General features: G+C 71.9%; 28 protein-coding genes and 2 pseudogenes. 9 read left to right on the top strand and 21 right to left on the bottom strand.

All coding sequences use genetic code 11. From position 1 onward, the window contains the following. Positions 1-12: 12 nt before the first annotated feature. A pseudogene (locus ACZ7OH_RS02515) lies at positions 13-285 on the bottom strand (DoxX family protein); the annotation flags it as partial. 259 nt (positions 286-544) lie between these two features. Here ACZ7OH_RS02515 and ACZ7OH_RS02510 point away from each other — a divergent pair. After that, the gene (locus ACZ7OH_RS02510; RefSeq protein ID WP_400894042.1) at positions 545-1,012 is read left to right on the top strand and encodes an NUDIX hydrolase; all 468 of its coding nucleotides are present in this window, start codon (positions 545-547) and stop codon (positions 1,010-1,012) included. Here the strand turns inward: ACZ7OH_RS02510 and ACZ7OH_RS02505 are convergent. The 5 genes from ACZ7OH_RS02505 to ACZ7OH_RS02485 all read right to left on the bottom strand — a co-directional run bounded on the left by ACZ7OH_RS02505 (position 1,002) and on the right by ACZ7OH_RS02485 (position 4,846). Then, the gene (locus tag ACZ7OH_RS02505; RefSeq protein WP_470279242.1) at positions 1,002-1,649 is read right to left on the bottom strand and encodes an HAD family hydrolase; all 648 of its coding nucleotides are present in this window, start codon (positions 1,647-1,649) and stop codon (positions 1,002-1,004) included. The two genes, ACZ7OH_RS02510 and ACZ7OH_RS02505, sit on opposite strands and share 11 nt — an antisense overlap. Positions 1,650-1,677: 28 nt before the next feature. Further along, complete coding sequence (locus tag ACZ7OH_RS02500; RefSeq protein WP_470279241.1) at positions 1,678-2,199, bottom strand: O-acetyl-ADP-ribose deacetylase; 522 nt, start codon at positions 2,197-2,199, stop codon at positions 1,678-1,680. After that, positions 2,196-2,987: an alpha/beta fold hydrolase gene (locus tag ACZ7OH_RS02495; protein ID WP_470279240.1), complete on the bottom strand. Its 792-nt coding sequence runs from the start codon at positions 2,985-2,987 to the stop codon at positions 2,196-2,198. The genes ACZ7OH_RS02500 and ACZ7OH_RS02495 overlap by 4 nt, the downstream gene beginning before the upstream one ends. Then, the gene (locus ACZ7OH_RS02490) at positions 2,984-3,628 is read right to left on the bottom strand and encodes a DUF998 domain-containing protein (RefSeq protein WP_470279239.1); all 645 of its coding nucleotides are present in this window, start codon (positions 3,626-3,628) and stop codon (positions 2,984-2,986) included. Before ACZ7OH_RS02490 ends, ACZ7OH_RS02495 begins: the two co-directional genes overlap by 4 nt. Before the next feature lie 99 nt (positions 3,629-3,727). Further along, positions 3,728-4,846, bottom strand: coding sequence for a metallophosphoesterase (locus ACZ7OH_RS02485; protein ID WP_470279238.1), 1,119 nt, complete (start codon positions 4,844-4,846; stop codon positions 3,728-3,730). 95 nt (positions 4,847-4,941) lie between these two features. On the opposite strand from ACZ7OH_RS02485, the gene ACZ7OH_RS02480 reads away from it, so the two are divergent. Together ACZ7OH_RS02480 and ACZ7OH_RS02475 are read left to right on the top strand one after the other, a co-directional pair. Continuing rightward, positions 4,942-5,214, top strand: coding sequence for a DUF6412 domain-containing protein (locus ACZ7OH_RS02480; protein ID WP_400894031.1), 273 nt, complete (start codon positions 4,942-4,944; stop codon positions 5,212-5,214). Positions 5,215-5,276: 62 nt separating this feature from the next. Next, positions 5,277-5,924, top strand: coding sequence for a YidC/Oxa1 family membrane protein insertase (locus ACZ7OH_RS02475; RefSeq protein WP_470279237.1), 648 nt, complete (start codon positions 5,277-5,279; stop codon positions 5,922-5,924). Here the strand turns inward: ACZ7OH_RS02475 and ACZ7OH_RS02470 are convergent. Then, entirely contained in the window at positions 5,907-6,320 is a 414-nt protein-coding gene (locus tag ACZ7OH_RS02470) for a DnaJ family domain-containing protein (RefSeq protein ID WP_470279236.1), read from the bottom strand. The two genes, ACZ7OH_RS02475 and ACZ7OH_RS02470, sit on opposite strands and share 18 nt — an antisense overlap. 66 nt (positions 6,321-6,386) lie before the next feature. Here ACZ7OH_RS02470 and ACZ7OH_RS02465 point away from each other — a divergent pair, with 66 nt between their 5' ends. Next, on the top strand, positions 6,387-7,157 hold the full coding sequence (locus ACZ7OH_RS02465) for a TetR/AcrR family transcriptional regulator (protein ID WP_400894025.1): 771 nt from the start codon (positions 6,387-6,389) through the stop codon (positions 7,155-7,157). A 46-nt stretch (positions 7,158-7,203) separates the two neighbouring features. Here ACZ7OH_RS02465 and ACZ7OH_RS02460 read toward each other — a convergent pair. The 4 genes and pseudogenes from ACZ7OH_RS02460 to ACZ7OH_RS02445 form a co-directional block, all read right to left on the bottom strand. After that, positions 7,204-8,071 (bottom strand): annotated as a pseudogene (locus ACZ7OH_RS02460) (helix-turn-helix domain-containing protein); the annotation flags it as partial. Between the two features lie 54 nt (positions 8,072-8,125). After that, positions 8,126-8,386, bottom strand: a complete 261-nt coding sequence (locus tag ACZ7OH_RS02455; RefSeq protein WP_470279235.1) for a hypothetical protein — start codon at positions 8,384-8,386, stop codon at positions 8,126-8,128. Further along, positions 8,383-9,543 carry a lytic transglycosylase domain-containing protein gene (locus ACZ7OH_RS02450; RefSeq protein ID WP_470279234.1) on the bottom strand — a complete coding sequence of 387 codons (1,161 nt, stop codon included), beginning with the start codon at positions 9,541-9,543 and terminating at the stop codon, positions 8,383-8,385. Before ACZ7OH_RS02450 ends, ACZ7OH_RS02455 begins: the two co-directional genes overlap by 4 nt. Positions 9,544-9,738: 195 nt before the next feature. After that, on the bottom strand, positions 9,739-10,653 hold the full coding sequence (locus ACZ7OH_RS02445; protein ID WP_470279233.1) for a LysR family transcriptional regulator: 915 nt from the start codon (positions 10,651-10,653) through the stop codon (positions 9,739-9,741). Between the two features lie 104 nt (positions 10,654-10,757). On the opposite strand from ACZ7OH_RS02445, the gene ACZ7OH_RS02440 reads away from it, so the two are divergent. From ACZ7OH_RS02440 to ACZ7OH_RS02425, 4 genes are all read left to right on the top strand, one after another. Beyond that, a complete protein-coding gene (locus ACZ7OH_RS02440; RefSeq protein ID WP_470279232.1) occupies positions 10,758-11,453 on the top strand; it encodes an SDR family oxidoreductase in 696 nt (231 codons plus the stop codon). A 101-nt stretch (positions 11,454-11,554) separates the two neighbouring features. Further along, a complete protein-coding gene (locus tag ACZ7OH_RS02435) occupies positions 11,555-12,175 on the top strand; it encodes a hypothetical protein (RefSeq protein WP_470279231.1) in 621 nt (206 codons plus the stop codon). Between the two features lie 159 nt (positions 12,176-12,334). Then, positions 12,335-12,556: a hypothetical protein gene (locus ACZ7OH_RS02430; RefSeq protein WP_470279230.1), complete on the top strand. Its 222-nt coding sequence runs from the start codon at positions 12,335-12,337 to the stop codon at positions 12,554-12,556. A gap of 169 nt (positions 12,557-12,725) precedes the next feature. Beyond that, on the top strand, positions 12,726-13,511 hold the full coding sequence (locus ACZ7OH_RS02425; RefSeq protein ID WP_400894012.1) for a DeoR/GlpR family DNA-binding transcription regulator: 786 nt from the start codon (positions 12,726-12,728) through the stop codon (positions 13,509-13,511). 1 nt (position 13,512) lies between these two features. Here ACZ7OH_RS02425 and ACZ7OH_RS02420 read toward each other — a convergent pair whose 3' ends face one another. The 7 genes from ACZ7OH_RS02420 to ACZ7OH_RS02390 form a co-directional block, all read right to left on the bottom strand. Then, positions 13,513-14,325: an SGNH/GDSL hydrolase family protein gene (locus ACZ7OH_RS02420; RefSeq protein ID WP_470279229.1), complete on the bottom strand. Its 813-nt coding sequence runs from the start codon at positions 14,323-14,325 to the stop codon at positions 13,513-13,515. Between the two features lie 72 nt (positions 14,326-14,397). Further along, a complete protein-coding gene (locus ACZ7OH_RS02415) occupies positions 14,398-15,885 on the bottom strand; it encodes an alpha/beta hydrolase (protein ID WP_470279228.1) in 1,488 nt (495 codons plus the stop codon). An 82-nt stretch (positions 15,886-15,967) separates the two neighbouring features. Further along, positions 15,968-17,332, bottom strand: a complete 1,365-nt coding sequence (locus tag ACZ7OH_RS02410; RefSeq protein ID WP_470279227.1) for an MDR family MFS transporter — start codon at positions 17,330-17,332, stop codon at positions 15,968-15,970. Between the two features lie 47 nt (positions 17,333-17,379). Beyond that, entirely contained in the window at positions 17,380-18,366 is a 987-nt protein-coding gene (locus ACZ7OH_RS02405; RefSeq protein WP_470279226.1) for a substrate-binding domain-containing protein, read from the bottom strand. A 14-nt stretch (positions 18,367-18,380) separates the two neighbouring features. Next, on the bottom strand, positions 18,381-19,385 hold the full coding sequence (locus ACZ7OH_RS02400) for an ABC transporter permease (protein ID WP_470279225.1): 1,005 nt from the start codon (positions 19,383-19,385) through the stop codon (positions 18,381-18,383). Then, a complete protein-coding gene (locus ACZ7OH_RS02395; protein WP_470279224.1) occupies positions 19,382-20,911 on the bottom strand; it encodes a sugar ABC transporter ATP-binding protein in 1,530 nt (509 codons plus the stop codon). The genes ACZ7OH_RS02400 and ACZ7OH_RS02395 overlap by 4 nt, the downstream gene beginning before the upstream one ends. 90 nt (positions 20,912-21,001) lie before the next feature. After that, complete coding sequence (locus ACZ7OH_RS02390) at positions 21,002-21,994, bottom strand: LacI family DNA-binding transcriptional regulator (RefSeq protein WP_470279223.1); 993 nt, start codon at positions 21,992-21,994, stop codon at positions 21,002-21,004. A gap of 92 nt (positions 21,995-22,086) precedes the next feature. Between ACZ7OH_RS02390 and ACZ7OH_RS02385 the strand changes: the two genes are divergently transcribed. Continuing rightward, the gene (locus ACZ7OH_RS02385; RefSeq protein ID WP_470279222.1) at positions 22,087-23,571 is read left to right on the top strand and encodes an FGGY-family carbohydrate kinase; all 1,485 of its coding nucleotides are present in this window, start codon (positions 22,087-22,089) and stop codon (positions 23,569-23,571) included. A gap of 37 nt (positions 23,572-23,608) precedes the next feature. On the opposite strand, the gene ACZ7OH_RS02380 is transcribed toward ACZ7OH_RS02385, so the two are convergent. From ACZ7OH_RS02380 to ACZ7OH_RS02370, 3 genes are all read right to left on the bottom strand, one after another. Further along, a complete protein-coding gene (locus ACZ7OH_RS02380) occupies positions 23,609-23,941 on the bottom strand; it encodes a hypothetical protein (protein WP_470279221.1) in 333 nt (110 codons plus the stop codon). A 281-nt stretch (positions 23,942-24,222) separates the two neighbouring features. Then, complete coding sequence (locus ACZ7OH_RS02375; RefSeq protein WP_470279220.1) at positions 24,223-25,116, bottom strand: SMP-30/gluconolactonase/LRE family protein; 894 nt, start codon at positions 25,114-25,116, stop codon at positions 24,223-24,225. A 225-nt stretch (positions 25,117-25,341) separates the two neighbouring features. Further along, the gene (locus tag ACZ7OH_RS02370; RefSeq protein WP_470279219.1) at positions 25,342-26,307 is read right to left on the bottom strand and encodes a helix-turn-helix domain-containing protein; all 966 of its coding nucleotides are present in this window, start codon (positions 26,305-26,307) and stop codon (positions 25,342-25,344) included. Between the last annotated feature and the right edge of the window lie 3 nt (positions 26,308-26,310).

The raw sequence follows: 26,310 nt of genomic DNA, 5'->3' as shown, positions 1-26,310 counted from the left end.
GCGCGTCTTCTCTCAGCGCTTGCGCAGGTTGTCGAGCGCGAGGCGGCCCGGGCCGATCGCGGCGAACAGCAGGAAGATCCACGAGTAGACCGCGGCGGGCTCGCCCATGTTCTGCAGGGGCAGCAGGCCCATCGGCGCGTGCACGGTGAAGTAGGCATAGGCCATCACACCGGACAGCAGCAGCGCGGCGGGCCTGCTGGCTAGCCCGGCGAGCAGCAGCACCGCGCCCACGAGCTCGAGGACGCTGCCCCACCAGCCGGGGAACGAGCCGAACGGGACGCCGCCGATCTTCGCCGTACCAAGGTGGCACTGGCGTCGGTCTACCACCCCTCGGCAAGCGAGCACTTCATCCGGCGGCTCGCCGAGGCCCAAGCCGTGGTTCTGCCCGAGACCGGAATCGCCGACCGGCTCGACGAAGCCGCCGGCCGTCCGGTCCTCACCGCCACTCAGGTCAGCATCTGGGCCGCCTACGACGTCATTGCCCAGCGGCCCACGAGGGGTGGCCGTTGCCCCCGCCGACAGGCGGATGAGGTTCACTGTGCCGATGGCGGGCAAACGCAGTGCCGGGCTCCTGCTCCACCGCGGGCGGGGCGAGGACGTCGAAGTGCTGCTCGGGCACATGGGCGGGCCGTTCTGGGCGAAGAAGGACGCGGCGGCGTGGTCGCTGCCGAAAGGCGAACTGGACCCCGACGAGCCACCCGAGAAAGCGGCGCGGCGCGAGTTCGAAGAGGAACTGGGCCTGCCCGCCCCCGCGGGTGAGTACGTTCCGCTGGGTGAGGTGAAGCAGTCCGGCGGCAAGGTTGTCACGGCGTGGGCGGTCGAGGCCGACCTCGATCCGGCGTCGGTGGTGCCCGGGACGTTCACCATGGAGTGGCCGCCGCGCTCGGGGCGGCAGCAGGAGTTCCCCGAGCTGGACCGGGTTTCGTGGTTCTCGCTCGACGTTGCGCGCGAGAAGCTGGTGAAGGGCCAGCTCCCGTTCCTGGACCGGCTGGTCGCGCTGCTCAGCGAGTGAGCAGGGCCTCGAGGGGCTTGGCGGTGAAGGCCGGGAGCACGACGTCGGCCTGTCCGAAGTCGAGGCTTTCGGTGATGGCGTTCGGCACCGCGACGCAGGTCAGCCCGGCGGCCTTGGCGGAGGTGACGCCGTGGGGTGTGTCCTCGAAGGCGATGGTCTCCTCCGCGGTCGTGCCGAGCGCGTCCAGGGCGGCGAGGTACAGGTCGGGGTCGGGCTTGGCCTTGTGCAGGTCGCCGGTGAGGACGGCGTCGAAGTAGGGCGCGATGCCGAGCCGGTCGAGGTGCGGGTTCACCCAGGCCCCGGACGAGCTGGACGCGACGGCCAGTTTGAGGCCTCGCCGGCGGGCGTCTTCGAGGTAGGTGGCGACGCCTTCACGCGGGCCGAGCTCGTCGAGCAGTTCGAAGACGCGGGCTTTCGTCTTCGGCCGCAGCGCCTCGGGGTCGATGCCGGGGACGCGCTCGGCGAGCAGGCTGAACATGGCGGGCGTGGTGTGCTGCGTCCCGATGACGGCGTACCAGGCTTCCATCGGCAGCTCGACGCCGTGGTCGAGGAAGAGCTCCCGCCACGACTGCAGGACGGCGGACTCGGTGTCGGCGAGGGTCCCGTCGAAGTCGAAGACCAGGGCGCGGGTGGGCACGCCTGCACCCTGCCCGGCCGGTGATCGCTCAGGCAAGGGAGTTGTGACGAGCCCGAAAGGCAGCCATGGCCTCGGCGCCGCGCAGGGCGAAGACGACCTCCTCGATCCCACCGGGGTCGGCCTGGCTGACGGTGGTCAGCGCGATCTCGGCGGCCGAGTCGAGCGGCCACCGGTAGATCCCGGTGGAGATGGCCGGGAAAGCGACCGTCTTGGCCCCCAGCTCGTTCGCCACCTTCAGGGCGTTCCGGTGGCAGTCGGCGAGCAGCTCGGACCGGTCCTCGGTCTTCGACCAGACCGGGCCGACGGTGTGCACGACCCACTTCGCGGGCAGGTTCCCGGCGGTGGTGGCGACGGCCTGGCCGGTCTTGAGGCCTTTCCCGTAGTGGCCGGCCCGCAGCTTCCGGCACGCGGCGAGGATTTCGGGGCCGCCCTTGCGGTGGATGGCCCCGTCGACCCCGCCGCCGCCGAGCGGCGAGGAGTTGGCGGCGTTGACGACGACGTCGACTTCGAGGGTGGTGATGTCGGCGTCGAGGATCCGGATGCGCGTCACTCGAGGTAGAACTCCTTCAGCACGGGGGCCAGCGCCGCGGCCTTCACGATGTGCGTCTGGCCCGGCAGCGTCCGGTACTCCGCCGACGGCAGGACCTTCGCCAGCGCGGCCACGCCGTTGCGCATCCAGTCGGGGCTCTTGCCGCCGTCCGCCACCAGCGCCGGGACCTTCACCTCCGGCCACGCCGCCGGGAGGGGCTCGCCGGACTGGCGGCCGTCGACCAGCGCCGTGTCAAACGGGATCGTGTGGGCCACGCGCTTGAGCTTGGCCCAGAACGGCATGATCCGCATCAGCGCCACCGTCGTGCCGCTCAAGCCGACGCCCTCGGTCATGAACATCTTGACCGCCTTGCCGGGCTTGCCTTCGCGGAGCGCCGCGTCGAGCCGGGCCGGGTAGTCGGCCGGGACGCGTGGGCGGGTGTCGTCGACGATGAACGGCGGCTCGTACAGCGCCAGCTTCGTCACCGGGAGGCTGCGGGCCGCTTCGAGCGCCAGCGCCGCACCCGAGGAGATGCCGAACAGGAACACCTCGCCGCCGGCTTCTTTGACCAGCGCGGCGAGGTCCTCGACCTCTCGCTCGACCGCGTACGGCCCGGTGTCGGTGCTCTCGCCGCGTCCGCGCCGGTCGTAGGTGTACACCGTGAAGTGCGCGGCCAGCTCCTTCGCGAGCGCGTCGTTCGGGGACGAGCCGCGGTAGCACATCGCGCCGTCGACGAGGACGAGCGCGGGGCCGGACCCGGTGCGGGTGTAGGCGATCTTCGTGCCGTCGGCGGAAACCGTCGTGCTCATCGGGACTCTCCTCGCGACAGCAGGTAGGTCGACGTGGTGGCGAGCCACGCGAAGGCGATCACCACGGCCGCCCAGAAGCCGAGGATGACGACCGGGCTCGTCGACCCGGACGCTACGCCCGCGAAGCCCGCGAGGAACAGCAACCCGCTGAGCCGCGAGTACCACGCCCGCGCGGGCGTCAGGTGCGAGCCGATCGCGAAGCAGGCCGCGACCAAGGCGAGGAACCCGACACCGCCGGCGGCGAAGTGCAGCGTGCCGTGCCAGCTGATCGTCGACGGCGGACCGGCGGGCGTGCCGGCCGGGAAGCCGTCCTGCGGGTCGGCGCGGAACACGCCCGCGCACAGCAGGCCGATCCCGTAGACCGTGAGGAGTCTCGGCCCCCAGCGGCCCGGCAGGACGCGCCGGATCCCGGCCGCGGCGGCGATCGTGAGCAGGCCGGTGACCAGGAAGTTCGCGATCTGGACGAAGCCGAGCGACCCGTTGGACAGGACGCTCGCGGGGTGGCGCGTGAAGTCGAAGCCGGCGCGGGTCAGGCCCTGGACGACCCCGGTGGCGACGAAGACGGGGCCGGCGAGGATCCCGCAGGTCAGCAGCGCGCGGGTGGTCAGGAAGGTGCTGGTGGGAAGCGTGGTGGTGGTCATGGCGGACAGCTTGGCACCCGACGATCGAAACTGTCAAGACAAAAAAATTTGTCGGTGACGGGGTTGGCTGCGGTGAAGGCGCCCTTCATGGCTTTCGAGTCAGGCGGAGCGCAGCGTGAGGAGCGTGATCTCGCTGGGCGCGAAGACGCGGAACGGCGGACCCCAGAACCCCGTCCCCCGGCTGTTGTACAGCTGGGTCGGCCCGTGCCGGGTCAGCCCGGACAGCGTCGGCTGGTCGAGCCGCACCAGGAGGTGGAACGGCCAGATCTGCCCGCCGTGCGTGTGCCCCGAGATCTGCAGCGCGACGCCGGCTTCGCGCGCCTGCTCGACCTGCTTCGGCTGGTGCGCCAGGAGGACCACCGGGACGTCGGCGGGGGCGTCCGCCAGCGCCGCGGCCAGGTCGGGACCGTGACCGGGCAGGCCGGACGCCGACCCGGTCGGGTCGTCGATGCCGGCGAACACGATGCGGTCGCCGTCGCGCTCCAAGAGCGCCGAGCGGTTGTGCAGCGGCTCCCAGCCGAGCCCTTCCATGTGGTCGAGCCAGGCCTGGGCCTCGCCGAAGTACTCGTGGTTGCCGGTGATGTAGAACCGCCCGAGCGCGGCCTGGACGCCGCCGAGCGGGTCGACCTGCTTGCGGCGCTCGGCCACCGCGCCGTCGGCCAGGTCGCCCGCGTGGCAGACGACGTCCGCCTCGAGCGCGTTGACCGCCGCGACGACCTCCTCCGACCACTTCGTCCGGTCGATCGGCCCGTAGTGGGTGTCGGTCAGTACGGCCACGCGCAGGCCGTCGAGGCCGGGGCCGAGCCGTGGGATGACGACGTCGGTCGCCTTCACCGGCGGTACCCGCATCGCGACGCGGTTGCCGTGCACGAGCAGCCCGGCGGCCACCACGAACGTCGCGCCCGCGACGATCCGCGAGCGCAGCGGGTCGTCGACGCCGAGCAGCGCGGCGCGCAGCACGAGGCTCAGGATCGACCAGCTGAACAGGACCCAGATCACGGCCAGGAGCGAGTCGCCGACGCGCGCGGCGCCGTCCTGGTGCCGCGCGTGGCCGCGGAACATCGCGACCGGCATGGTGACCAGGCCCAGCGCGAACACCGCGGTGCCGGCGACCGTGGCCGCCGTGCCCCAGTCCGGCGCGAGGACGAGCGTCCACCAGGGCACGGTGAACAGCAGGATCAGCGCCAGGATCGGCACGACGACGAATTGGCCTCTCATCGAACCAGGTTACAGCCCATCGGGCTCTTACCCCCGGCGCCCGGGGTCGCGATTCCGCTACCCTGGGGTTCCGGAGGATAGGGGGGACGACCGCCGTGAACACACTGCTGGAGCTGGCGTTCCCCGTCGTCTCGAGCCCGACGGCGCTGGTCGCCTTCGCCTCCATCGCCGCCGCGAGCCTCCTGGTCGTGCTGCTGGTCGGCAGCACCCACCGCGGCGAGTTCGCCGTCTGGTCGGCGCCGGTGCGCAGCCGCGCGACCGCCCTGCGCCGCCGCGCGCGGCGTGCCGAGTCGATCCGCCTGCGCGACCCCGGAGCGCCGGGACGCAGCAGGCCACGAGCACCCGGTTCCCGCAGCACGGCTGCGTAGAACCTCTTCGACGCAGCCATTCCGCTCACCCACACCCCTTCCACTCATGCGGAGTGCTGCCCATGTTCGGCTTTCTCGACGTGCCCGTCGAAGGCGCGTACCACCTGATCCACGCGTTGACCGGCCCGTTCTCGACGGCGTTGGCGATTGTCCTGTTCACCCTCGGCGTTCGGTTGCTGCTGCACCCGCTCGCCCGGTCGGCCGCGCGCGGCGAGCGCGCCCGGGCCACCCTGCTGCCGGAAATCAAGACGCTGCAAGCGAAGCACGGAGGTGACCGGGACCGGCTCGCCGCGGAGGTGACGAAGCTGCAGCAGGAGTCCGGGACCTCGCTGTTCACCGGCTGCCTGCCGATGCTGCTGCAGCTGCCGTTCTTCACGGTCATGTACCGGCTCTTCACGACGCCGGTCATAGGCGGCGAACCCAACTCCCTGCTCGGCGCGACCCTCTTGGGGACGCCGCTGGGCGCGCACGGCCTCGCCGGCGGCCCGCTCGTGTTCGTCATCGCCGCCGGGCTGGCGGTGGTCGCGTGGTTCTCGGTCCGGCAGAACCGCCAAGCCGCCGACGGCGTGCCGGGTGGCAAGCTGATCCGGCTGCTGCCGTACGGCACCGTGCTCGCGACGCTCGTCCTGCCGCAGGCGGCCGGGATCTACCTGCTCACGACGACGGCGTGGACCGCGGCGGAACGGGCGTTGCTACGACGCGGCTCGTGAGCGCCGCCAGTCCGTGACGGCCTCCTCGACGTCCACCAGCGCCACCGTGAGCGGCGGGCCCGTGTGGTGGTTGAGGTAGGCCTGGCGGATCCGCAGGTTGAGGTCGTCGACGACCTCCCGCACCTGCTGCTCGGTCCGCTCGGCGGCGAGCCGGCCGGGCAGGTCCTGGACTTCGCGCTTGAGCGCGAGCGCCGGCGGCAGCAATGCCTTGGTGTCGTGGCCGCCGGCCCGGACCTGCCGCAGCACCCAGTCGGTCGCCGCGTCGTTGCCGGTGGGCTTCGGCAGCGGCTTGCCGGTGCCGGGCAGGTCGTCGAACTCGCCGCGGTCGCGGGCCTCGTCGATCTGCCGGTCGACCCACCAGCGGAAGGAGACCTTGGGCGGCTTGCGTCGGGTCATGCGTCCAGAATGCCAGGTGGGACGGGTGGGCCGGGTAGGATCACCGGCGGGGAGCGAGGGGAGCGCATGACCGCCGAACGCACTGGTGCCGACGACGTGGACCGGACGCTCGCGCTGCTCTGGCGCGCCCGCGGCGGCGCGGCCGAGCCGACCCGGGGCCGCCGCCCGACGCTGACGATCGAGCGGATCGTCGCCGCGGCGATCGCGGTCGCGGACGCCGATGGGCTGGTGGCCGCGTCGATGCACCGCGTCGCCAAGGAGCTCGGTGCGGGCACCATGACGCTCTACACGTACGTTCCCGGCAAGGCCGAGCTGGTGGACCTGATGGTCGACGACGTGCTCGTCGAGCGCCGGCTGCCCGGGCCGGGCGAGCCGCGCCCGGCGGACTGGCGCGCGCAGGTGGCGCTGTACGCGGAGCGGACGCACGCGGCGTACCGCAAGCATCCGTGGCTGTGCGAGGTTTCGCGGGTCCGGCCGCCGCTCGGGCCCGGCCAGCTGGCCGGCCAGGAGTACCTGCTGTCCATCATGGACGGTCTGGGGCTGCCGCCGCGGCAGGCCGTCGCGGCGGCCAACGGGATCGGCACGTACGTCGACGCGAACGCGGCGCTCGGCGCGGAGAACACCCGCCTCGAGCGCAGCACCGGGCAGTCGACCGAGGCGTGGTGGCACCAGCGCTCGTCGTTCTGGGAGAACTACTTCGTGGTCGACGCGCACCCGGCGATGAACCGGATCTGGCTGGGTGGCGGCTTCGACGACAGCCCGAAGGGCCAGGGCGAAGCGGCGTACGAGTTCGGCCTCAACCGCATGCTCGACGGCATCCAGGCGATGGTCGGCTAGCTGTGCTGCTGCTTCTGGTCGTTGACACTCTGGGATGGGGTTGGGTCTTCTGTAGGAGCCTCTCATACGGGGTCTGGCCGGCCAGGCCGCCGTGGGGGCGGTGGTAGTTGTAGCAGTCCTCCCAGTCCTTCAGCTTCGCGTTGAACACCCCGATGTCGCCGAGGACGACACCGTCGAGCAGACGGTAGAACTCCTCGGCGTCGATGCGATGCGAGCGCTCGACCTTGCCGTTGAGCCGCGGCGTCGCGGGCCGGATGTAGACATGGCCGATGCCGTGGTCGAGCAGATGCCAGTGGAACGCGGACTGGAACTCGGCGCCGTTGTCGGTCTGGATCTTCTCGACCTGGAACGGCAGCCGGGACAGCACGTAGTCCAGGAACTGGATCGCGGTCTTCTGATCGGAGCGGGGATAGATCCGCAGGATCCGCAGCCGGGTGCAGTCGTCGATCGCAGTGTACTGGTAGTACCGCTTCTTCCGGCAGGCGTCGTCGGTGATCGGCTCGACGAACTTGACGTCGATCTGCAGCTGGTGGCCGTAGCCGGCTCATGCCCAGGCGCCCCGAGGATGCGGTAGATCGTGGAGTGACCGATCTCCTGGTCGTGGTAGCGGCGGAGATACATTTCGATCTTCAGCGGGCGGAGTGGTAGTGCTGCCGCAGGTGGATGATCTTCTCGACCACTTCGGGAGGGGTGATGGTCGGGCAGTGCAGCGGGGCGCTCGAGCGGTCTTTCAGCCCGTCGAGGCCTTCGTCGTCTTAGCGGCGTTTCCACCGGTAGAACACGGTGCGGCTGATGCCGTAGTAGCGGCAGGTCGCGGCGACGTTGCCGCTGATCTCTTCGGCGTGACGCAGGACGGCCAGGCGCCGGTTCGCGCGCCTGAGCAGGTCCTTCTCTCTCCATGCTCGCTCAGCCATGGGCCTCCCTTGATCAGGAACCCAGACTGTCGACAACCTCTGTCAGTTTTGGAGCTAGCGGCGGGTCCGCCACCTCGACCGGCGGCGCTCCTGGCGGGGCACCGACGGCTCGGGCGCGTCGCGCAGGAGGTCGCGGCAGACCGGGTCGAACCGGCCGGGGGCCTCGATCATCGGCGCCGCCAGCACCACGTGCCCGCACACCGCGCGGAACCGCCCGTCGTGCCGCCCCGCCGCGAACTCGTCCTCGGTGACGGCGTGGGTGTAGCCGTCCGTGTCGCAGCGGATGTGCACGAGGAACGGCTCCACCGGGCTCACCCGGTCGGGCTGGTCGTGGTGGACCCGGTCGGCGTGCTCGCCGAGCCGGCAGCGGTGCTGGTCGGCGCGGCGGAGCTGGTCGCCGGCGTGGTCGGCGTCGTCGTCGCCGGCGGCGGCGGCGTGGTGGTGGACGACGGCGGGGTCGTCGTCGGGGCGGTGGTGGGTGTGCCCGGCTTGGTGGTCGGGGTGGACGACGACGGCGTGGTGGTCGGCGTCGTCGTGGTGACCGGGAGCGAGCCCGGCGGCAGCGCGACCACCGGCGGCGCCGGCGGGGCGGGCGCGCCGACCGGGCCACCCGCGGCGGCCGCGTCCGGGGCGTTCGGCGTGCCGATCGGGACTTCGCTGTCGGGCAGCTGGGCCACCCCGCCGCGGTAGGCCGCGGCCCACGCCAGCACAGTGTCCACATAGGACTGGGAGTTGTTGTAGCGGCGGACGGCCAGGCGCTGGCCCGCGTCCGTCGACAGGTCCAGCCCGCCCGAGCACAGGTAGCGCGCGGTGGCCAGGGTCTCGTCGTAGATGTTGTTCGGGTTCGACACGCCGTCGCCGTTGCCGTCGGAGGCGTAGCCGCGCCACGTCGACGGGATGAACTGGGTCGGGCCGACCGCGCGGTCCCAGACCGCGTCGCCGTCGTACTTGCCGCCGTCGGTGTCCGGGATCGCGGCGAACGCGCCGGCGCCGTTGAGCACCGGGCCGAGGATCGGCTCCAGGGTGTCGCCGTTGGCGTTGACGTACCCGCCGCGCGCGTGGTTCGACTCGATCCGGCCGATGCTCGCGATCAGCGCCCAGTCCAGGTGGCAGTTCGGCTGCTCCTTGGCGAGGATGTCGGCGGCGTTCTTGTACGCCTTGAGCATGCTCGCCGGGATGCCGAGCGGCCCGGAGATGCCCGCGGAGCCCGCGCGCCCGCCCGGCACGACCAGCGGGGTGGGCAGCGGCGGCTGCGGGAGGCTGCCGTCGACGGCGACGGGCGGCATGACGATGTTCGGCGGCTGCAGCGGGGCGGCCTGGTCTCCCACGGTGTCCCCGGCGTTGGCGACCACGACCGGCGTCGGCAGGCCGGTGGTCAGCGTCGGCAGCACGACGAGCGCCCCGCCCGCGAGCGCGGCCGCGGCCCGGCGGACCGTCCGCGAGCTCTTGCGACGTGGCCGGTGCTTCGCCATGGTGCGTCCCCGCTTCCCTCGATCTTCGCTGATCGCCTCACCCGATCGGCCCCACCCACCGGTACTGACCGGTAGGAGCAAGCTATCCGATGGAACCAAACTTTGGCGAATAGCACAGCGAAATCGGGGTGGCGGAGAGAAGTTCGTCCTGATGGCACAAAACCTTCGTAGGGAATCTGTCACATTCACCAGGACTTAACGAGGGGTTGAGGAGAGTTTGTCCTGGAGGACGCCCGGAAGGGCGATCCCGCGGTGCCTTACGTCCGAGGAAAACCGCCGGACGAGTGGATCCGACGGCGTCGCGGTGAACGTGACGACGTCCCGGTGCAGAGCGGGCTTCAGCCGTCGCAGCGCGCCGGCGAACGTGCGGGTCAGCGCGGTCGTCGGGACCAGCGCCACGCCCAGCCCGGCCGCGGCGAGCTCCGCCGCCGTCGCCGCCTGCTTCGTCCGCATCACCGCGCTCAGCACGGTTCCGCGGCGCGCCGCCTCCTCGTCGAGCCAGCCCCCGAGCCCGTTGTCCGGGTGGTAGTGCACCACCGGGAACTCGGCCAGGTCGGCCATCGGGACCGCCGCCCGGGTGGCGAGCGGGTGGTCGGCGGCCAGGGCGACGACGACCTCCTCGCGTCCGACCAGCTCGGTGTGCCCGGTCCAGTGGCTCGGCCGCGGCCCGGCGGCGACGTCCGCTTCGCCCGTTTCCAACGCCGCTACCAGCGCGTCCGCGCTCGTCGTCTCGGTCAGCGTGATCAGCACGCCGGGGCGGTGCCGGTGCCAGGCCCGCAGCACGGGCGCCAGCAGGCCGGCGGTCATGCTTTCCGCGCACGCGATCCGCAGCGTGCCTTCGCCGCCGGCGGCCACCGCGCGGCCGGTCCGGACCACGCGGTCCGCGGCGGCCAGCGCGGCCCGCGCGTCGGCCAGGACCGCGCGTCCGGTGGCGGTCGGCCGGACCCCGCGCGGCAGCCGTTCGAGCACCGGCGTGCCCAGTTCCCGTTCGAGCGCGCCGATCTGGTGGGACAGCGCGGGCTGCGACAGGTGCAGCCGCGCGGCCGCTTCGGTGATCGACCCGGCGTCCAGCACCGCGACCAGGCACTCGAGCGCGCGCAGCGTAGGCATTCGCTAATTCTATCGCAGCCATCGAAAACCTTCGGATCGCGATGGGATGAATGCGACGGCGGTCCGCGCTGACTCCTGGTGTGCGAAACGGAAGGAGCACGGAAATGTCGTTCGAAGGAAAGCGCCTGGTCGTCGTCGGAGGCGGTTCGGGGATCGCGCGTCAGATCGCGGTGGACGCGCACGCGGCGGGCGCGGAAGTCGTCTTGGCCGGACGGGAACCGGCGCGGATCGGCGTTCCCGGTATTCGCGCCGCATTCGCGGATCTCGAGGACGAATCGTCGCTGAAAGCGCTTGCCGAAGAGGTCGGTGAACTCGATTACCTCGTCACGCTCGCGGCGGCGCCGGCGAACGGGCCCGTCTCGGCGCTTTCGCGCGACGCGGTCACCCGGGCCTTCGACGCCAAGGTGATCGGGCCGCTGCTGCTGGCCAAGCAGTTCGCGCCGCGGTTCCGGGACGGCGGCGCGATCGCGTTGTTCTCCGGTGTCGCGGCGTGGCGCCCGGCGCCCGGGCGGGTCGTGATGGCCACGACGAACGGCGCGGTCGCGTTCCTCGCCGAAGCGCTCGCGGTCGAGCTCGCGCCGATCCGGGTCAACGCCGTCTCCCCGGGCATCGTCGACTCCGGCGCGTGGGACCGCCTCGGCGACGGGAAGGACGAATTCCTGCGCCGGACCGCGGAGGCGAATCCGGCGCGCCGGGTGGGCCGGCCGGCGGATGTCGCGGCGGCGACCCTGCAGGTGCTGGCGAATCCGTTCATCACCGGCTCGGTGCTGCACGTGGACGGCGGCGGCCGGCTCGCCTAGGAACGCTGGGTGATTGAGCCTTTACAGAGGCCTGAACCATTCCTATGATCGGCCGTCCGGACGCAGTTGCCCGCGTCCGGTCGGCCCAGGTGGAGGGTTTGATGGCACGCAGGGCTCCGCGCGGCGACGCGGTCACGGTCGCCGAGCTGCTGGTCCGGTCCGCGGTGGACGGTCGTCACGGCGAGCCTCCGCGGCATCGCGAGAAATCGCCGGCCCTGCGCTCGCTGGCCCGGCTGCGGGTGTTCTCCGTGGTCGCCGGCGCGCTGGCGCTGACCGGCGGCGTCGCGACGGCGGTCTCGATGCCGGCCGAGCGCGGCGCGGGAGCGGTCTGGCCGCCGGCCGGGCTGGAACCGCCGGCCGCCGCGCTGGTGCCGTTCCCCGCGGACGTCGTCGTGCCGCCCGCCGCACCGGCTCCGAAATCCGTTCCGGCCGTCGGTGAAACCGACGAAGTCGCCCCGGTTGTGGCGCAGCCGGTTTCGAATTCCGGAACGGCGGCGGCTCATCGCGGAAATCTCGCGAAGGCGGTCAAGATCGTCGGCAAGGTGAAGCCGCAGAAGCTTTTGAAGGTGCCGGTCCTGTCTCAGCCGTCTCCGGCTCAGGGGGAGAAGGCGGCGCCGGTGCGGCACGAAATCCCGGACTTCTCGGCGTGGTGGCGCGGGTGGGCGCAGCAGCAGCCGCCGTCCCACGACCGGCACGACGGCTGCGGCCACCACCGCCGGTGAGCTCAGAGCGGGATTTGGTACTGCATGAAGCCCTTGTCGAGGGCGACTTGGTCGCAGAGCCGCCGTGACACGCTGGACACAACTGGCCAGTAAGGTGACGAACCCGAATCCGATTCATAGAATCACCAGCCATCAGGTCCCGATCAGTGGAGGTTACCGATGGCGCGCACGGCGCACCGTGCCAGTGGCAAGCCGGTGACGGTGGGCGAGCTGATGCTCCGCCCGGACGTCCACGGCAGACGCCGGCCCGAGGACCTGGAAGTACTGGAGCTGGCGTACCGGATGCGCCGCCGGGTGGGCCCGGAGCCGATCGTGGCGCGCACGCCGCGTTCCCGGGCATTGGCGGTGGTCACCGGCCTTTGGCGGCGCAAGCCCCGGTAGGTTCGCCGCGCTGGTGCCGACGCGACTCGTTCATTTGCGGGCCACCCTCCTTCGGGGGTGGCCTTTTTCGTGCCTGGCAATGGTCGGCCACCGCCAATGCAGCATACTGCTCGAAACAGCCGCCGACAGAGCACGAGACTGCGCGAAAGCCAAAACCAGGGAGCACCGGATGGCCCGGCACGAAAGACTCACCACCCTCCTGGACATGCTGGGCCAGCGAGAAAAGATCGACGTCGAGGACGTGGCAGCCGAGCTGGACGTCTCCGCCGCCACGATCCGGCGGGACCTCGACCACCTCGCCGAACAACAGCTGCTCACCCGCACCCGCGGCGGCGCCGTGGCGAACGACCTCGCCTACGACCTTCCCCTCCGGTACAAGACGGCCCGTCACGTCCCGGAAAAGCAGCGGATCAGTACCGCGGCGGCCGCGGAAGTCACCAAAGGCATGGTTGTCGGGCTCAACGGCGGGACGACCACCGCGGGCGTCGCTCGCGCTCTGGCTATGCGGGCCGATCTCAGTGGACGCGGGGATGCTCCTGGCCTCACCGTTGTCACCAACGCCCTCAACATCGCGCACGAGCTCGCCGTGCGGCCGAACGTCAAGATCGTTGTCACCGGGGGTGTTGCGCGGCCGCAGTCGTTCGAGCTCAGTGGACCCCTTGCCACGCGGGTGCTCAGCGAACTCACCATCGATCTGCTGTTCCTCGGCGTCGACGCCTTCGACGCCGACGCCGGCGCGTTCGCCCACCACGAAGGCGAGGCCAGCATCAACCGGCTCATGGTGGAACGCGCCGAGCGCGTCGTCGCCGTCGCGGATGGGTCCAAGCTGGGCCGGCGGGCCTTTGCCCGGATCTGTGAAACCACGCAGGTGCACGCCCTCGTCACCGATACCGACGCCGACCCCGAGGCGGTTCGGGCCTTCGAAGCCGCCGGGGTCGAGGTGCGGACCGTCTGACTCAGCGCGCGAACGCCAGTGCCGCGGTCAGTGCGCGGTGGCCGGCCGCGCTCGGGTGGACGTCGCAGCCGCCTGTCGGGAGCTTGACCAGCAGGCCCGCCGCGCACGGGTCGCCGCCCGTGCGCAGGGATGCCAACAGGAACGCCGTGAAGCCGTCCGCGACCTTGCCGTGGTAGCGGCGGGTCACCTGGATCAGCGCCGCGTCGAGCGCCTTCACCTGCGCCACCTGCGTCGGATCGCGGTAGTCGAGCGAGTAGTACGACACCAGCACGACGTCGCCGCGATACTGAGCACGCACTGCGGACAGGATTGCCGCGAGGTTGCGGCTCACCTGGTTCAGGGCGGCCTGGAAGTCCGGGCCCGTGCAGTGGTCCGGCGTCGTGTTCTGGCACAGGAACATGTCGTTCGCGCCGATCGTCAGCGTCACGAGCCGGGTGTCGCGGTGCGTCCGCAGGTACTGCACGGCGTAGTCGATCTGGGCGCCCGCGTACGAAACGTGCAGGGGGTACGCCAAGCGGTAGCCGTTTTCGCAGCCGTTGCTCGGCGCGGTGACCACCAGCAGGCTCCCCGTCGTCTCACCCGGACACGACGCGTTCGCCAGCCGCAGCCCGCGCAGTGCCGCGTATTTCTCCGCGTAGCCGCTGAAGTTGGCCGCGTTCAGGTAGTCCGCGCCCGCGTTGGGCCGGTAACCGAACGCGACGGAGTCGCCGAGCGCGAGGTATCCGCCGTGGCGGGACGTCGCTTGCGCCGGCGCCGTCAGGAGCGCGCTCGCCGCGATGACCGCCGCGGCCATGACGAAGAATCGACGAAGCATCCTCGGCTCCCTTCCTCGCACCGCCTGCGTGGCCGGAACGATTGTCCTCGTTCCGGCCACGCAACGGAAGCGTCAGAAGCCGATCGTCGCCGGCGCCTTCGGCCCGTCCATCCGGGCTTCGGCCGATCCCGGCTCGACGGCGGCGCAGTGCGTGCCGCGCGCCGGGAGCTTGCCGGTGATCAGGTAGTCGTCGGTCGCCTTGACCACGCACCGGCTGTTCTTGGAGTACGCGCCGTGGCCCCAGCCGTCGTAGGTGAGCAGCGTGCTGCCGCTCTGCCGGGCCGCGGCCTGCGACCACGCGTACGGCGTCGCCGGGTCGAACTTGCTGCTCAGCATCAGCAGCGGCGGCGCGCCGTGGATCTGCAGCGGGTGCTGCGGGTTGCTGGTCCTGTCCGGCCAGCCGATGCAGCCGGTGACCGCGGTCCAGCCCAGCGAGTTGACCTTGACGTCCGGTGCGAGCGCCGCGGCCGTCCGGCGGTACGCCTCGAGCTCGGCGTAGCTGTGCACCGGCAGCTTCCAGTCGTCGCAGAACACGCTTTGGAACACGTTGTTGACCGGGAGGTCGTCCTTCAGCCGCGCCGACGCGGGCGGCGGCGTGCCGTCCGCCAGCGACTTGAGGACCGTCGCCAGCCGGTCCCAGCTCGGGCCGTAGAAGGAACCTTGGAACATTCCCGCCAGCGCAAGCGGCGTGACGACCTCGCCGCTCTGCGGGTCCTTCAGCTCCCCGCGCGCGGCCTTGTCCTGCAGGGCGCGCGTAAGCTTCGAGACGTCCCGGCCGTGCAGCGCGCAGCTCGGCGTCCGGCCGCACCAGGCGGCGAACTCGCCGAACTCCGCTTGCACCGACTGCGTTTCGCTGTTCAGGAACTCGAACGCCGTGTACTGCGAGTGGTCCATGTTGCTGTCGAGCACGAGCGCGCGGACCTTGTCCGGGAACAGCTCGGCGTACTGCTGGCCCATCAGCGTGCCGTAGGAAACCCCGTAGTACGTCAGCTTTTCGTCGCCGAGCGCGGCGCGGATCGCGTCCATGTCCCGCGCGACGCTCTTGGTGTCCCCGAACCGGCCCAGCGGCCCGGAAAGCTTGTCGCAGCTTTCGCCGAGTTTCCGGTTGTACGCCGCGAGCTGCTCGAACTCGGCCTGGTTGCGCGGGACTTGCGGGTGGTCGGCGATGATCTCGTCGAGCCCGCACTTGATCTGCGTGCTTTCGCCGACGCCGCGCGGGTCGAAGCCCACGGTGTCGAACCGCTTGGTGACCTCCGGCGAAAGCGTCCAGCCCGCCTCGACCTGGCCCGCGCCCGGACCGCCGGGGCCGCCCGGGTCCATCAGGATCGACCCGATGCGGGCCTGCGGGTCCGTCGCCTTGCGCCGCGCGAGCGCGATGCTCGCGGTGCCCCGATCCGGGTGGGCCCAGTCGATCGGCACGGTCACCGTGCCGCAGTCCACACCGGGCGCGTCGGGGCACGGTTTCCAGTCGATCGCCCCGGTGGCCGCCGAAGCCGGCGTCGCCGCCAGCAGGCTCCCCAGTACTGCCGCCGCCGTCAGCAGCTTCGCTACCCCCGCCATGTCAGCCCTTCCCCTTACCGACAGTGGTTGTTCGGCTCCAGGAAATCACCAAACCGGGGTTCGCGCCAGGTTCCCTGGTGGATCAGGCCGTGGTGTCCACTGTGGACGAACGTTCGGCGTGCCGGAGCCAGGCCGTCGCGCCGGTGCCGAGCGCACAGACGCCACCGAGGACGCCGAAGGCCCAGCCGAACCCGGTCGCCGGATCGACGGCGAGGCCTTGGGACAGCACGATCACGCACAACGCGCCCCCGGCCGCGCCGCCCACGCGCATGACGATGTTCACCAACGCCGTCGCGTGCCCGAGCTCGCCGGCGGCGACCGACGCGTACGCCGCCGTCGACGCGGGCATGATCGACAGCCCGAGTCCCGCGCCGCGGACCACGAGCAGCGCCTGGATCAGCCACATCGGCGCGTCCGGGCCGAGCCACGGTAGCGGGACGGTGGCCGCCAGCACCACCACCGACCCGGTGAGCGAGACGGTGCCGCCGCCGTAGCGGTCGGTCAGCCGGCCGGCGACGAGCACGAACGCCGTCGTGGCCAGGCCCATCGGCGCGAGCAGGACGCCGGCCTCGGCGGGCCCGGCGCCGAGCCGGACCTGGAACCACAGCGGCAGCACCAGGACCGCGCCGAACATCCCGGCTCCGGCGAGCAGAACGGACGCCAGCGCCGAGCCCATCACGGGCCGGGCGGCCAGCCGCAGGTCCAGCACCGGGTGCCGCACGCGCAGCGAGCGCCAGACGAACACCGCGAGCGCGAGGGCGCCGACGGCCGCGAAGAGCGCGTTCCGCTCGGTGAGCGTGTAGACGAGCAGCGGCAGGCCGAGCGTGATCAGGGCCAGACCGGGCCAGTCCACCGGCGGCGGCTGGCCGCGGTCGCCGCGCGGGACGTACCGCAGCGCCAGGCCGAACGCGACCAGGCCGATGGGCAGGTTGAGCCAGAACAGGACCGGCCAGGAGAAGTGCGCGAGCAGAAGCCCGCCGACGCTCGGCCCGACGACCGGCGCCAGCCCGACGACCAGGCCGAGCGTGCCCATGGTGCGGCCGAGCCGTTCCGGGCCGACGGCCAGCCCGATGACCGTCTGCCCGGCGGTGACCATGACGCCGGTGGCCATGCCCTGCAGCGCGCGGACGGCGATCAGCGTGCCGGCGTCCGGGGCGAGGGCGCAGGCGATCGACGTGAGCAGGAACGCCGCCAGGGCCCAGAGCCAGAGTCTTCCCGCGCCGAGTTTCTTGACCAGCCACGGGGTCAGCGGCAGGGCGGCGGAGAGGCCGAGCAGGAAGGCCGTCGCGACCCACTGGATTTCGATGAGGCTGACCCCCAGGCGCAGCCTCATCGACTCCAGCCCGACCGCGACGATCGAACCGTCCATGTTGCCCAGGAAACCGCCGAGCGCCATGACGCCGGAGGCGATCCAGACGCTGCGGGGGATGGGTGGGGCAGTGGTCATGGTGGCGACGGTAGAAGTTCGAGGAAGGTTGAAGTCAAGGACCGACGTCAGCGGTTGCCCCGCGCGTACACCTCGGCCGCGTTCGCCTGGGTGACGAGCTGTGTCGGCAGCATCTGCGTCTTCGGCGGCTTCGCGCAGTCGACGAGGATGCTCTTCGCCGACGCCACCGCCTCACGACCGCCCGTCGGGTAGACGAACGTCGCCGCGAGGCGGCCGGCTTCCACCGCCTTGATCCCGCCGGACGGGATGGGCAGGCCGTCGATGCCGATGAACTTCACCTTCCGGTCCAAGCCCGCGGCTTTCGCGGCGAGGTAGGCGCCTTCGGCCATCGGGTCGTTCTGGGCGTAGACGGCCTGGATCTCCGGGTGCGCCTTGAAGACCGCGTCCGCCTGCTGCTGGCCCTTCTCGCGCAGCCAGTCACCGTCCACAGTGGTCACGATGTCGATGCCGCGGCCCTCGATGCCCTTCGCGAAGCCGTCCTGGCGCTCCTTGGCCGGCGTGGACCCGGCGAGCCCGCGGATCTCGGCGATCTTCCCGCCCTGCGGCAGGATCTCGTCGGCCAGGTACTGCCCGGCCTGCCGGCCGATGTCGACGTTGTCCGCGCCGATCCACTGCGTGTACGCGTCGCCGTCGACCTTGCGGTCCAGCACCAGCACCGGGATGCCCTTGTCGTAGGCCTTCTTGACGACGGCGGTCAACGGCGTGGCCTCGTTGGGGCTGATGACCAGCAGGTCGATCCGCTGGGTCAGGAAGTTCTCGACGTCGGCCACCTGCTTGGCGTTGTCCTGCTGCGCGTCGGCGAAGTTGACCGTGAACTGCGGAACCTCGCGAGCCGCGCGGGCGATGTCGTCGTCCATCTGCTTGCGGTAGGGCTCGTTGAGGTTGGCCTGGCTGACGCCGATCGTGTACTTCCCCGCGGCGCCCTTGCAGGCCGCCGCGGAGGTCGTCGCGCCCTGGCCGGAGTTCTCGTGCGTGGTGCCGCAGGCGGCCAGGAGCAGGACGAGCGCGGGTAGTGCGAAGTGCTTGCCGGACATCTCTTTCTTCCCCTCTACGGTGTCGGACGCAGCCGCTGCAGACCCGCGGCGACCACGATGACCAGGCCCTTGATCAGGAGTTGCACGTTGGGGTCGACGCTGTTGAGCGCCAGGACGTTGTTGAGCACGCCCAGCAGCAACGCGCCGGCGACGGTGCCCGACACCGAGCCGCGGCCGCCTGAGAGCGCCGTGCCGCCGATCACGACCGCGGCGATCGCGTCCAGCTCGTAGCCGCTGCCGTCGTTGGGGCTGCCCTGGTTCAGCTGGCCGGCGTGGATGATCCCGGCGAGCGCGGCGAGCAGCCCGCTCAGGCCGTAGACCAGCACCTTGACCCGGGTGACGGCGACGCCGGAGAGGCGCGCGGCCTTCTCGTTGCCGCCGATCGCGTAGACGTGCCGGGCGAACGCGCTGGTGCGCAGGAAGACGATGGCCGCGACGGCGACCACGGCGAAGATCACCGCGGGGATCGGTACCAGGCCGTTGAACGTCCGCTCGCCGAGCAGCGAAAAGGCGACGGGCGCCTCGCCGGGGCCGTCGCCGTACGCGATCGCGACGCCCTGGCCGCCCGACCAGATCCGCGCGAGCCCGCGCGCGACCTGCAGCCCGGCGAGGGTGACGATGAACGCCTGGATGCCGAACACTGCCGATGCAACTCCTTGAAGCAGGCCGAAAACCAGCCCGGCGGCGAGCACGACGAGCACGGCCGGGACCACGCCGAAGCCGTCGTCCACCAGCAGCACGGCCGAGCCGACCGCGGCCAGCCCGAGCACCGCGCCGACCGCAAGGTCGATCCCGCCGATGAGGATCACGAACGTCATGCCGACCGCGATGATGCCGATCTCGGCGATCGCGCGGACGACGTTGAAGAGGTTCTCGCCGCTCCAGAACACGAGGTCGCCGTCGTGGCTCGGCGAGAAGACGATCGCCGCGGCGAGCACCAGGACCAGGCCGAAGAGGCTCTGGAAGCGGAACAGCGCGGCCACGACGTCGCGCCGCGGCAGGAACTCGGTGGTGGTCATCGGGTTTCCCCCATCGCGGCGGCGAGCAGTTCGGCTTCGCCGGCGTCGTGCGTGTCCAGTTCGGCGGCGCCGCGGCCGTCGTGCAGGATGACGACCCGGTCGCACAGCCCGACCAGCTCGGCGGGTTCGGAGGACGCGAGCAGGACGCCGATGCCACGAGCGGCCGCGGCGGCCAGCAGCTGGTAGATCTCGGCCTTCGCGCCGACGTCGACGCCGCGGGCGGGCTCGTCGAGCAGGAGCAGCTTCGGCTCGGTGAGCAACGCGCGGCCCAGCACGACTTTCTGCTGGTTGCCGCCCGAAAGCGTGCCGACCGGGTCGGCGAGCGCCCCCTTGACCTTCAAGTCGCCGAGGACCTTCGCGACGGTGTCGTTCTCGCGCCGCCGGGTCAGGAACCCGGCCGTCGCCAGTTCGTCCACAACGGACAGTGCGGTGTTGGCGCGGACGGAATGGGGGAGCGCGAGGCCGGCGATCCGGCGGTCCTCGGGCACCAGCGCCAGTCCGAGGCGGACGGCGTGCCGCGGGCTCTTCGGGCGGATTTCCCGGCCACCGAGGGAAACGTGGCCGTGCCACCGGCCGGGGGTGCCGGCCCCGAACAGCGTCTCCAGCAGCTCGGTGCGCCCCGAGCCGAGCAGCCCGCCGAGGCCGACGATCTCGCCGGCGCGGACGGTCAGCGTGATCCCGGCCGGCTCCCGGCGGCCGGGCCGGTGCCGCCGCGGGCGCAGCGCGAAGTCGTCGAGGCGCAGCAGCTCATCGCCGGTTTCGCCGTGCTTGACGCGAAAGAACGCTTGGACCGGACGGCCGATCATCGCCTCGGTGACCCGCTCGACGGTCAGGTCGCGGGCGGTGAACGCGGCGGCGACGCGGCCGTTGCGCAGGACGGTCGCGCGGTCGGCGAGCAGGCCGATCTCCTCGAGCCGGTGGGAGATGTAGACGACGCCGGCGCCCGCGTCGCGCAGCTCGTCGATCACCTTGACCATCCGCTCGACCTCGGCGCCGGTGAGCGCGGACGTCGGCTCGTCCATGACCAGCACGCGCGCGTCGAGCGCGAGGGCCTTGGCGATGGCGACGAGCTGCTGCTCGCCGGTGCGCAGCTCGCCGACCACGCGCTTCGGGTCGAGCGCGATCCCGGTGCGGGCCAGCAGTTCGCGCGTTTCGCGGTGCATGCGCTGCCGCGCGAGGGTGCCGAACCTCGTGTGCGGCTCGCGGCCGAGGAAGATGTTGGCGGCCACGGAAAGCCCGGGGACGAGGTCGAGCTCCTGGGGGATCAGCGCGATGCCGCGGCGCTGCGCGTCGATGGGACCGCCGAACACGACGGGCTCGCCGTCGACCTCGACCGTGCCGCGGTACCCGGTGATGTCGCCGGACAGGATGCGCACGAGCGTCGACTTGCCGGCGCCGTTTTCGCCGAGCAGCGCGTGGACTTCGCCGCGGCGAACGGTGAAGTCGACGTCGTCGCAGGCGAGCGTCCCGCCGTAGGCCTTGCTGACGCCGCTCAGCGCGACCAGCGGAGTACCCGGCTCTTCCATGACACCCCTCGCGTCGGCGGAAGATGGGAGTAATCGATTACTCGACGCTAGGGGTGCTGCCGTGGTGTGTCAAGCGTCACTTCGGGCGGACTAACGGGCGGAACTGCCGCGGGCGATGAGCTGCGCGGCCATCGTCGTGGTGGTCGTCGCGCGGGAACCGTCGCCGATGCGGTCGAGCAGCAGCCGCGCGGCCAGCTGGCCCATCGCGTGGGCCGGCTGGGCGACGACCGTGAGCGCGGGCGAGATCAGCGTCGCCCACGGCGCGTCGTCGAACGACACGATCCCGACGTCGCGCCCGGCCCGCCGGCCGAGTTCCGCGAGCGCCTGCAGCACGCCGACGGACATCGTGCTGCTGGACACCAGGAGCGCGTCCGGCGGGTCGGGCCGGGTCAGCAGCCGGGTCGCGGCTTCGCGGCCGCCGGTTTCGCGGAATTCGCAGCGGCGCACCAGTTTCGCGGAGTACTTCCGGCCCGCGGCGCGGAGCCCGTCGCGGTAACCGTCGAGCCGGTCGTCCGCTGTGGTGACGCCCGGCGGGCCGGCGATGCAGCCGATCCGCTCGTAGCCGTTCTCCGCCAGGTGGGCCACGGCTTCCCGGGCCGCGGCACGGGAATCGAGGAGCACGGCGTCGCAGTCCGCCGAGTCGAGGCGCCGGTCGACCGTGACGATCGGCGTCCGGTGCGCGGTCAGCGGCCGGACGTCGCTGTCGCCGGTCGTCGGCGAGATGATCACGCCCGCGAGCCGCTCCTGCGCCGCGACCTCGACGTACCGGCGTTCCTTGGCCGTGTTCTCGTCGGAGTTGCACAGCATCACCGAGTAGCCGGCCGCCTGCGCCGCGTCCTCGACGCCGCGCGCGATCGCCGTGAAGAACGGGTTTTCGACGTCGGAGATGATCAGCGCCAGCACCGCGGTCTCGCGGCGGCGCAGGCTGCGGGCGAGGCCGTTCGGCGTGTAGCCGAGCTCTTCGACGGCCCTGGCCACGCGCTCGGCCAGCACCGGGTCCACAGTGGACTTGCCGTTGAGCGCCCTGGACACGGTCGCGGTCGAGACGCCGGCCAGCGCCGCCACGTCGGAGATCGTCGCCACGCGCGTCCTCGCTCGTCTCGTTGACAGTGCTCTGGGCACACCATAGCGTGGTGGTAATCGATTTCCCGCAGGGTGAGTCCGTGGAGGGGCGGATGACGGGACTGCTGCTCGGGGTGGACATCGGGACGGCCGGCTCGAAGGGGGTGCTGGTGGACCCCGGCGGCGCGGTGCTCGCCCGGTCGGTCCGCGAGCACGGCGTCTCGACGCCGCGTCCCGGCTGGTTCGAGCACGACGCCGAAACGGTGTGGTGGGCGGACTTCACGGAGATCGTCGCCGACCTGCTGCGCGCCGCCGGCGGACGGGCGCCGGCCGGGCTCGGGGTCAGCGGCATCGGGCCGTGCCTGCTCCCGGCTTCGGCCGCGGGTGAGCCGTTGCGGCCGGCGATCCTCTACGTCGTCGACACCCGGGCGGGCGCGGAGATCGCGGAGCTGAACTCCGAACTGGGCGCGGCCGAAATCCTCGCGCGCGGCGGTTCGCCGCTGACGAGCCAGGCGGTCGGGCCGAAGGTGCGCTGGCTCGCGCGGCACGAGCCGGACGTCTACGCGCGGACCCGCAAGCTGCTGATGGCCAGCTCGTTCCTGGTGCACCGGCTGACCGGCCGGTACGTCCTGGACCACCACTCGGCGAGCCAGTGCACGCCGATGTACGACCTGGTGGCCGGCGGGTGGGCCGAAGACTGGGCGGAGCGCGTCGCGCCGGGCGTGGCGCTGCCGGAACTGCTGTGGTCGAACGAGGTCGCGGGAGAGGTCACCGCCGCCGCGGCCGCGCTGACGGGGTTGCCCGCGGGGCTGCCGGTGACGGCGGGGACGGTCGACGCGTGGGCCGAGGCGGCGAGCGTCGGCGTCCGGGAGCCGGGCGATGTCATGGTGATGTACGGGACGACGATGTTCCTTGTCCAGGTGCTCACCGAACCGCGCCCGCACCCCGGTCTGTGGGGCACGCGCGGGGTGACGCCGGGCAGTTTCACGCTCGCGGCAGGCATGGCGACGTCCGGCGCGGTGACCGGCTGGCTGCGCAAACTCGTCGGCGGCTCGTACGCGGATCTGGTCGCGGAGGCGGCTTCGGTGCCGGCGGGCAGCCGCGGGTTGCTGATGCTGCCGTACTTCGCGGGCGAGCGGACGCCGTTGTTCGACCCGGACGCGCGCGGCGTGCTGGCGGGGCTCACGACGTCGCACGGCCGGGCCGAGATCTACCGCGCGGCGCTGGAGGGGACCGCGTACGGGGTCCGGCACAACCTGGAGGCGATGGCGGCCGCGGGCGGCGCGGCGGGCCGGCTGGTGGCGGTCGGCGGCGGGACGAAGGGCGGGTTGTGGACGCGGATCGTCTCGGACGTGACCGGGCTGCCGCAGCAGATCCCGGCGGAGACGATCGGGGCCTGCCTGGGTGACGCGCTGCTCGCGGCGGAGGCGGTGGGGCTGGAACCGCCGCGGGGCAACCCGATCGCCGCGACGGTGACGCCGGACCCGGCGAACTCGGCGCGGTACGAGGAGTTCTACCGGCACTACCGCGCGTTGTACGAGGCCACGGCGGGGACGGCGCACTTCCTGGCGGAGCAGCAGCGCGCGGCGGCGCCCTGACTCGCCTCTTCCAGACGGCGGAACGATCGCGCTCGGGTCACTGGGCCGAACGGCGGCGGTCCGCGACCATCCCGCGGTAGTGCTCCAGCGCCGCCACGGATTGGGTGACCTGCTCGAAGCTGGGCAGCGCGTGCACGTTCGCCACCAGCGTCATGTCCTTGCGCGGGATGTCCATGAAGCACACGTCGATGCCGAACTCGGCCGCGTGCTCGGCCACCTGCAGCCGCCACGTCGGCAGGTCGTGCTCGTCGCCGAGCCATTCGTGCAGGTAGACGCACCACTTGCCGCGGCTGAGCTCGCCCGCGATGGCGTCCTGCCCGACCAGGTACGGCTCGGTCACGCCGTCGTCCATGACCGTCCCCGGGTACACCAAGGCACTGCTTCCCTCCCTGTCCGGCGGCGACCCCTACCTCCGGAAAGCGCTCTCTCGGCGGGCCTCCCCACCACGGCCGAGCAGCGCGAGTCCCGGGAGCCATTGTCGGCCGACCGGGACGGCGCCAACATACCGGCGGATTTGGCGCACAGCAACCATTTCGCGCGTGCGCGCCGCTCGCGTGACGGAGAGCGTGCACAGCTCGCGTGCGGATGCACGTGCCGATCATCGGAGGGCGTGGCTGCCAGCTGCAGACTGCAAATTGCGCATCGCGGCCGCTACCGGTCGAGCCGGGTCCGGAGGAGGTTCGGCGATCCCGCGAAGTAGGCGCCGTCGGTCACGTAGACCGTGTCACCGCGGACGGCGACCGCCGTCGGGTTGGCCAGTCCGTCCGAAGTGGACAGAATCGTCTTCGTTCCGGTCTCGCCGACCGTCACGACCCGGTTGTCCTGGTTGATCGCGGCGACGACCGTGCCGCCGTGGAACGCGAAGTCGTCGACCGGCCCGAGGCCCGACGCGACGACCCGGCCCGGTGCTCCGGTGAGCGGGAACCGGACCAGCGTGCCGCGGTCCAGGTTGGACACCCAGACGGCGCCGGCGTGGACCTTGATCCCGTTGGCGCCGAAGCCGCTCACCGGCGCGAGCAGCTCGCCGGTCGCGAAGGCGGTGACGCGCCCGCGGGAGACCCGCCAGACTGTCGAGCCGAACGAGTCGGCGACGAAGAGGTCGCCGGTCGCCGGATCGCGCGCGACGCCGTTCTGGAACCCGGACGGCGGCAGCGAAGCGACCTGGACCGGGGTGCCGTTGGGCCGGACGCGGTAGAGGCCGGTCGCCGCGGTGCCGGTCGAGACGGCGAAGTACAGGTCGCCACCGGGCGCGCGGACGATGCCGCCGAGGAAGAGTTTCTTGTGGACGACCGGGATGTCGCCGTCGGCCGGCACCGGGACGCGGGCGATGACGCTCACCCGGCCGCCGGGCGTGACCCGGCCGATCTCGCCGCTCCAGGCGAACGTGAGGTCGGCGGAGCCGTCGGGCTCCAGGGTGATGTTCTCCGGCTGCTGCCCGGTCGCGGCGTCGAGGGGAATGATCCTCGACGCCGCCGTCGCGGGCGTCGCCGGCAGGGCGAAGACGGCGGCCGCGGCCAGCACGGCGCCGAACTGCTTGATGCGCAACGGAAACTCCGATTTGTCGGTGGAACGGCGAAGAGAACCCCAGCTCGCCGTGCCTTCGACGGTAGGCCTGGTGCGCCCCCGGCCACCAATAGCCCAGGCTGGGGCGGCCATCGGAAAACCGATCACAGCTCGCGGGCTGATCGACGCGAGAGCGCTTCGCCGACGTACGGCCGACCCGGCCCGGGTGCAGCAGGAAGCGTTGGCCCGCAGCCGCGTCCAGGCTTCCTAAGCGGCAGGCCCGAAGCGGCGGCGGTACGCGCTCGGGCTCAACCCAGTGTGCCGGCGCAGCTGCAGGCGCAAGTTGGCCGCCGTGCCGAAGCCGCTCGCCGAAGCCACCCGGTCCAAGCGCAGCTCACCGCGCTCGATCAGGCGGCACGCCAGCGACACCCGCTCCGTCGTCAGCCACGCCAGCGGTGTGGTGCCCAGCTCCGCGCGGAACTTCCGGTGCAGCGTCGCCGGGCTCGTCGCCGCGCGGGTGGCCAGGTCGGTGACCGTCAGGGGCTGGTCCAGGCGGCCCAGCGCCCACGCGAGCACCGGTGCCAGCGATGTCTCCGGCACCGCCGGCACCGGCCGCGCGATGAACTGCTGCTGGCCGCCGTCGCGGTGGCCGGTGAACACCAGGCGGCGGCTGACCGCGTTGACGACTTCGGCGCCGTGGTCGCGCTGGATGATGTGCAGACCCAGGTCGAGGGAAGCCGCGCTGCCCGCCGCCGTCAGGATGTTGCCCTCGTCGACGAACAGCACGTCCGGCTCCCACCGGACCGCGGGGAACCGCGAGGCGAAGTCGGCCGCCCACTGCCAGTGGGTGGTCGCCCGCTTGCCGTCGAGCACGCCGGCTTCGGCGAGCGCGAACGCGCCCGTGCAGAAGCTGACCAGCCGGGCGCCGCGAGCGGCGGCGCGGCGGATCGCCGCGATGATCGCCGGGTCCGTCGGCACGCCCGTGTCCGGCCGGGCCGGCGCGATCAAGGTGTCCGCGGTGTCGGCCGCCTCGATGCCGGCGACGCCGGTGAGCGTGAACATGCCGAGGTTCATCCGGACGTCCGGGGTCGCGGCGCAGAGCGTGAAGTCGTACCAGGGGCGGTCCAGCTCCGGGCGCCGCAGCCCGAACAGCTCGGTCGCGACGCCCATTTCGAAGGGGTTCGACTCCGCCGTCACGATCGCGACGACCCGGTGCGAGAATTCTTGCGGCATGTG

Source organism: Amycolatopsis sp. NPDC114478 (assembly GCF_055633805.1).
Note: the sequence above shows the minus strand (reverse complement) of the source record. Positions and strands in the feature narration are given on the sequence as shown.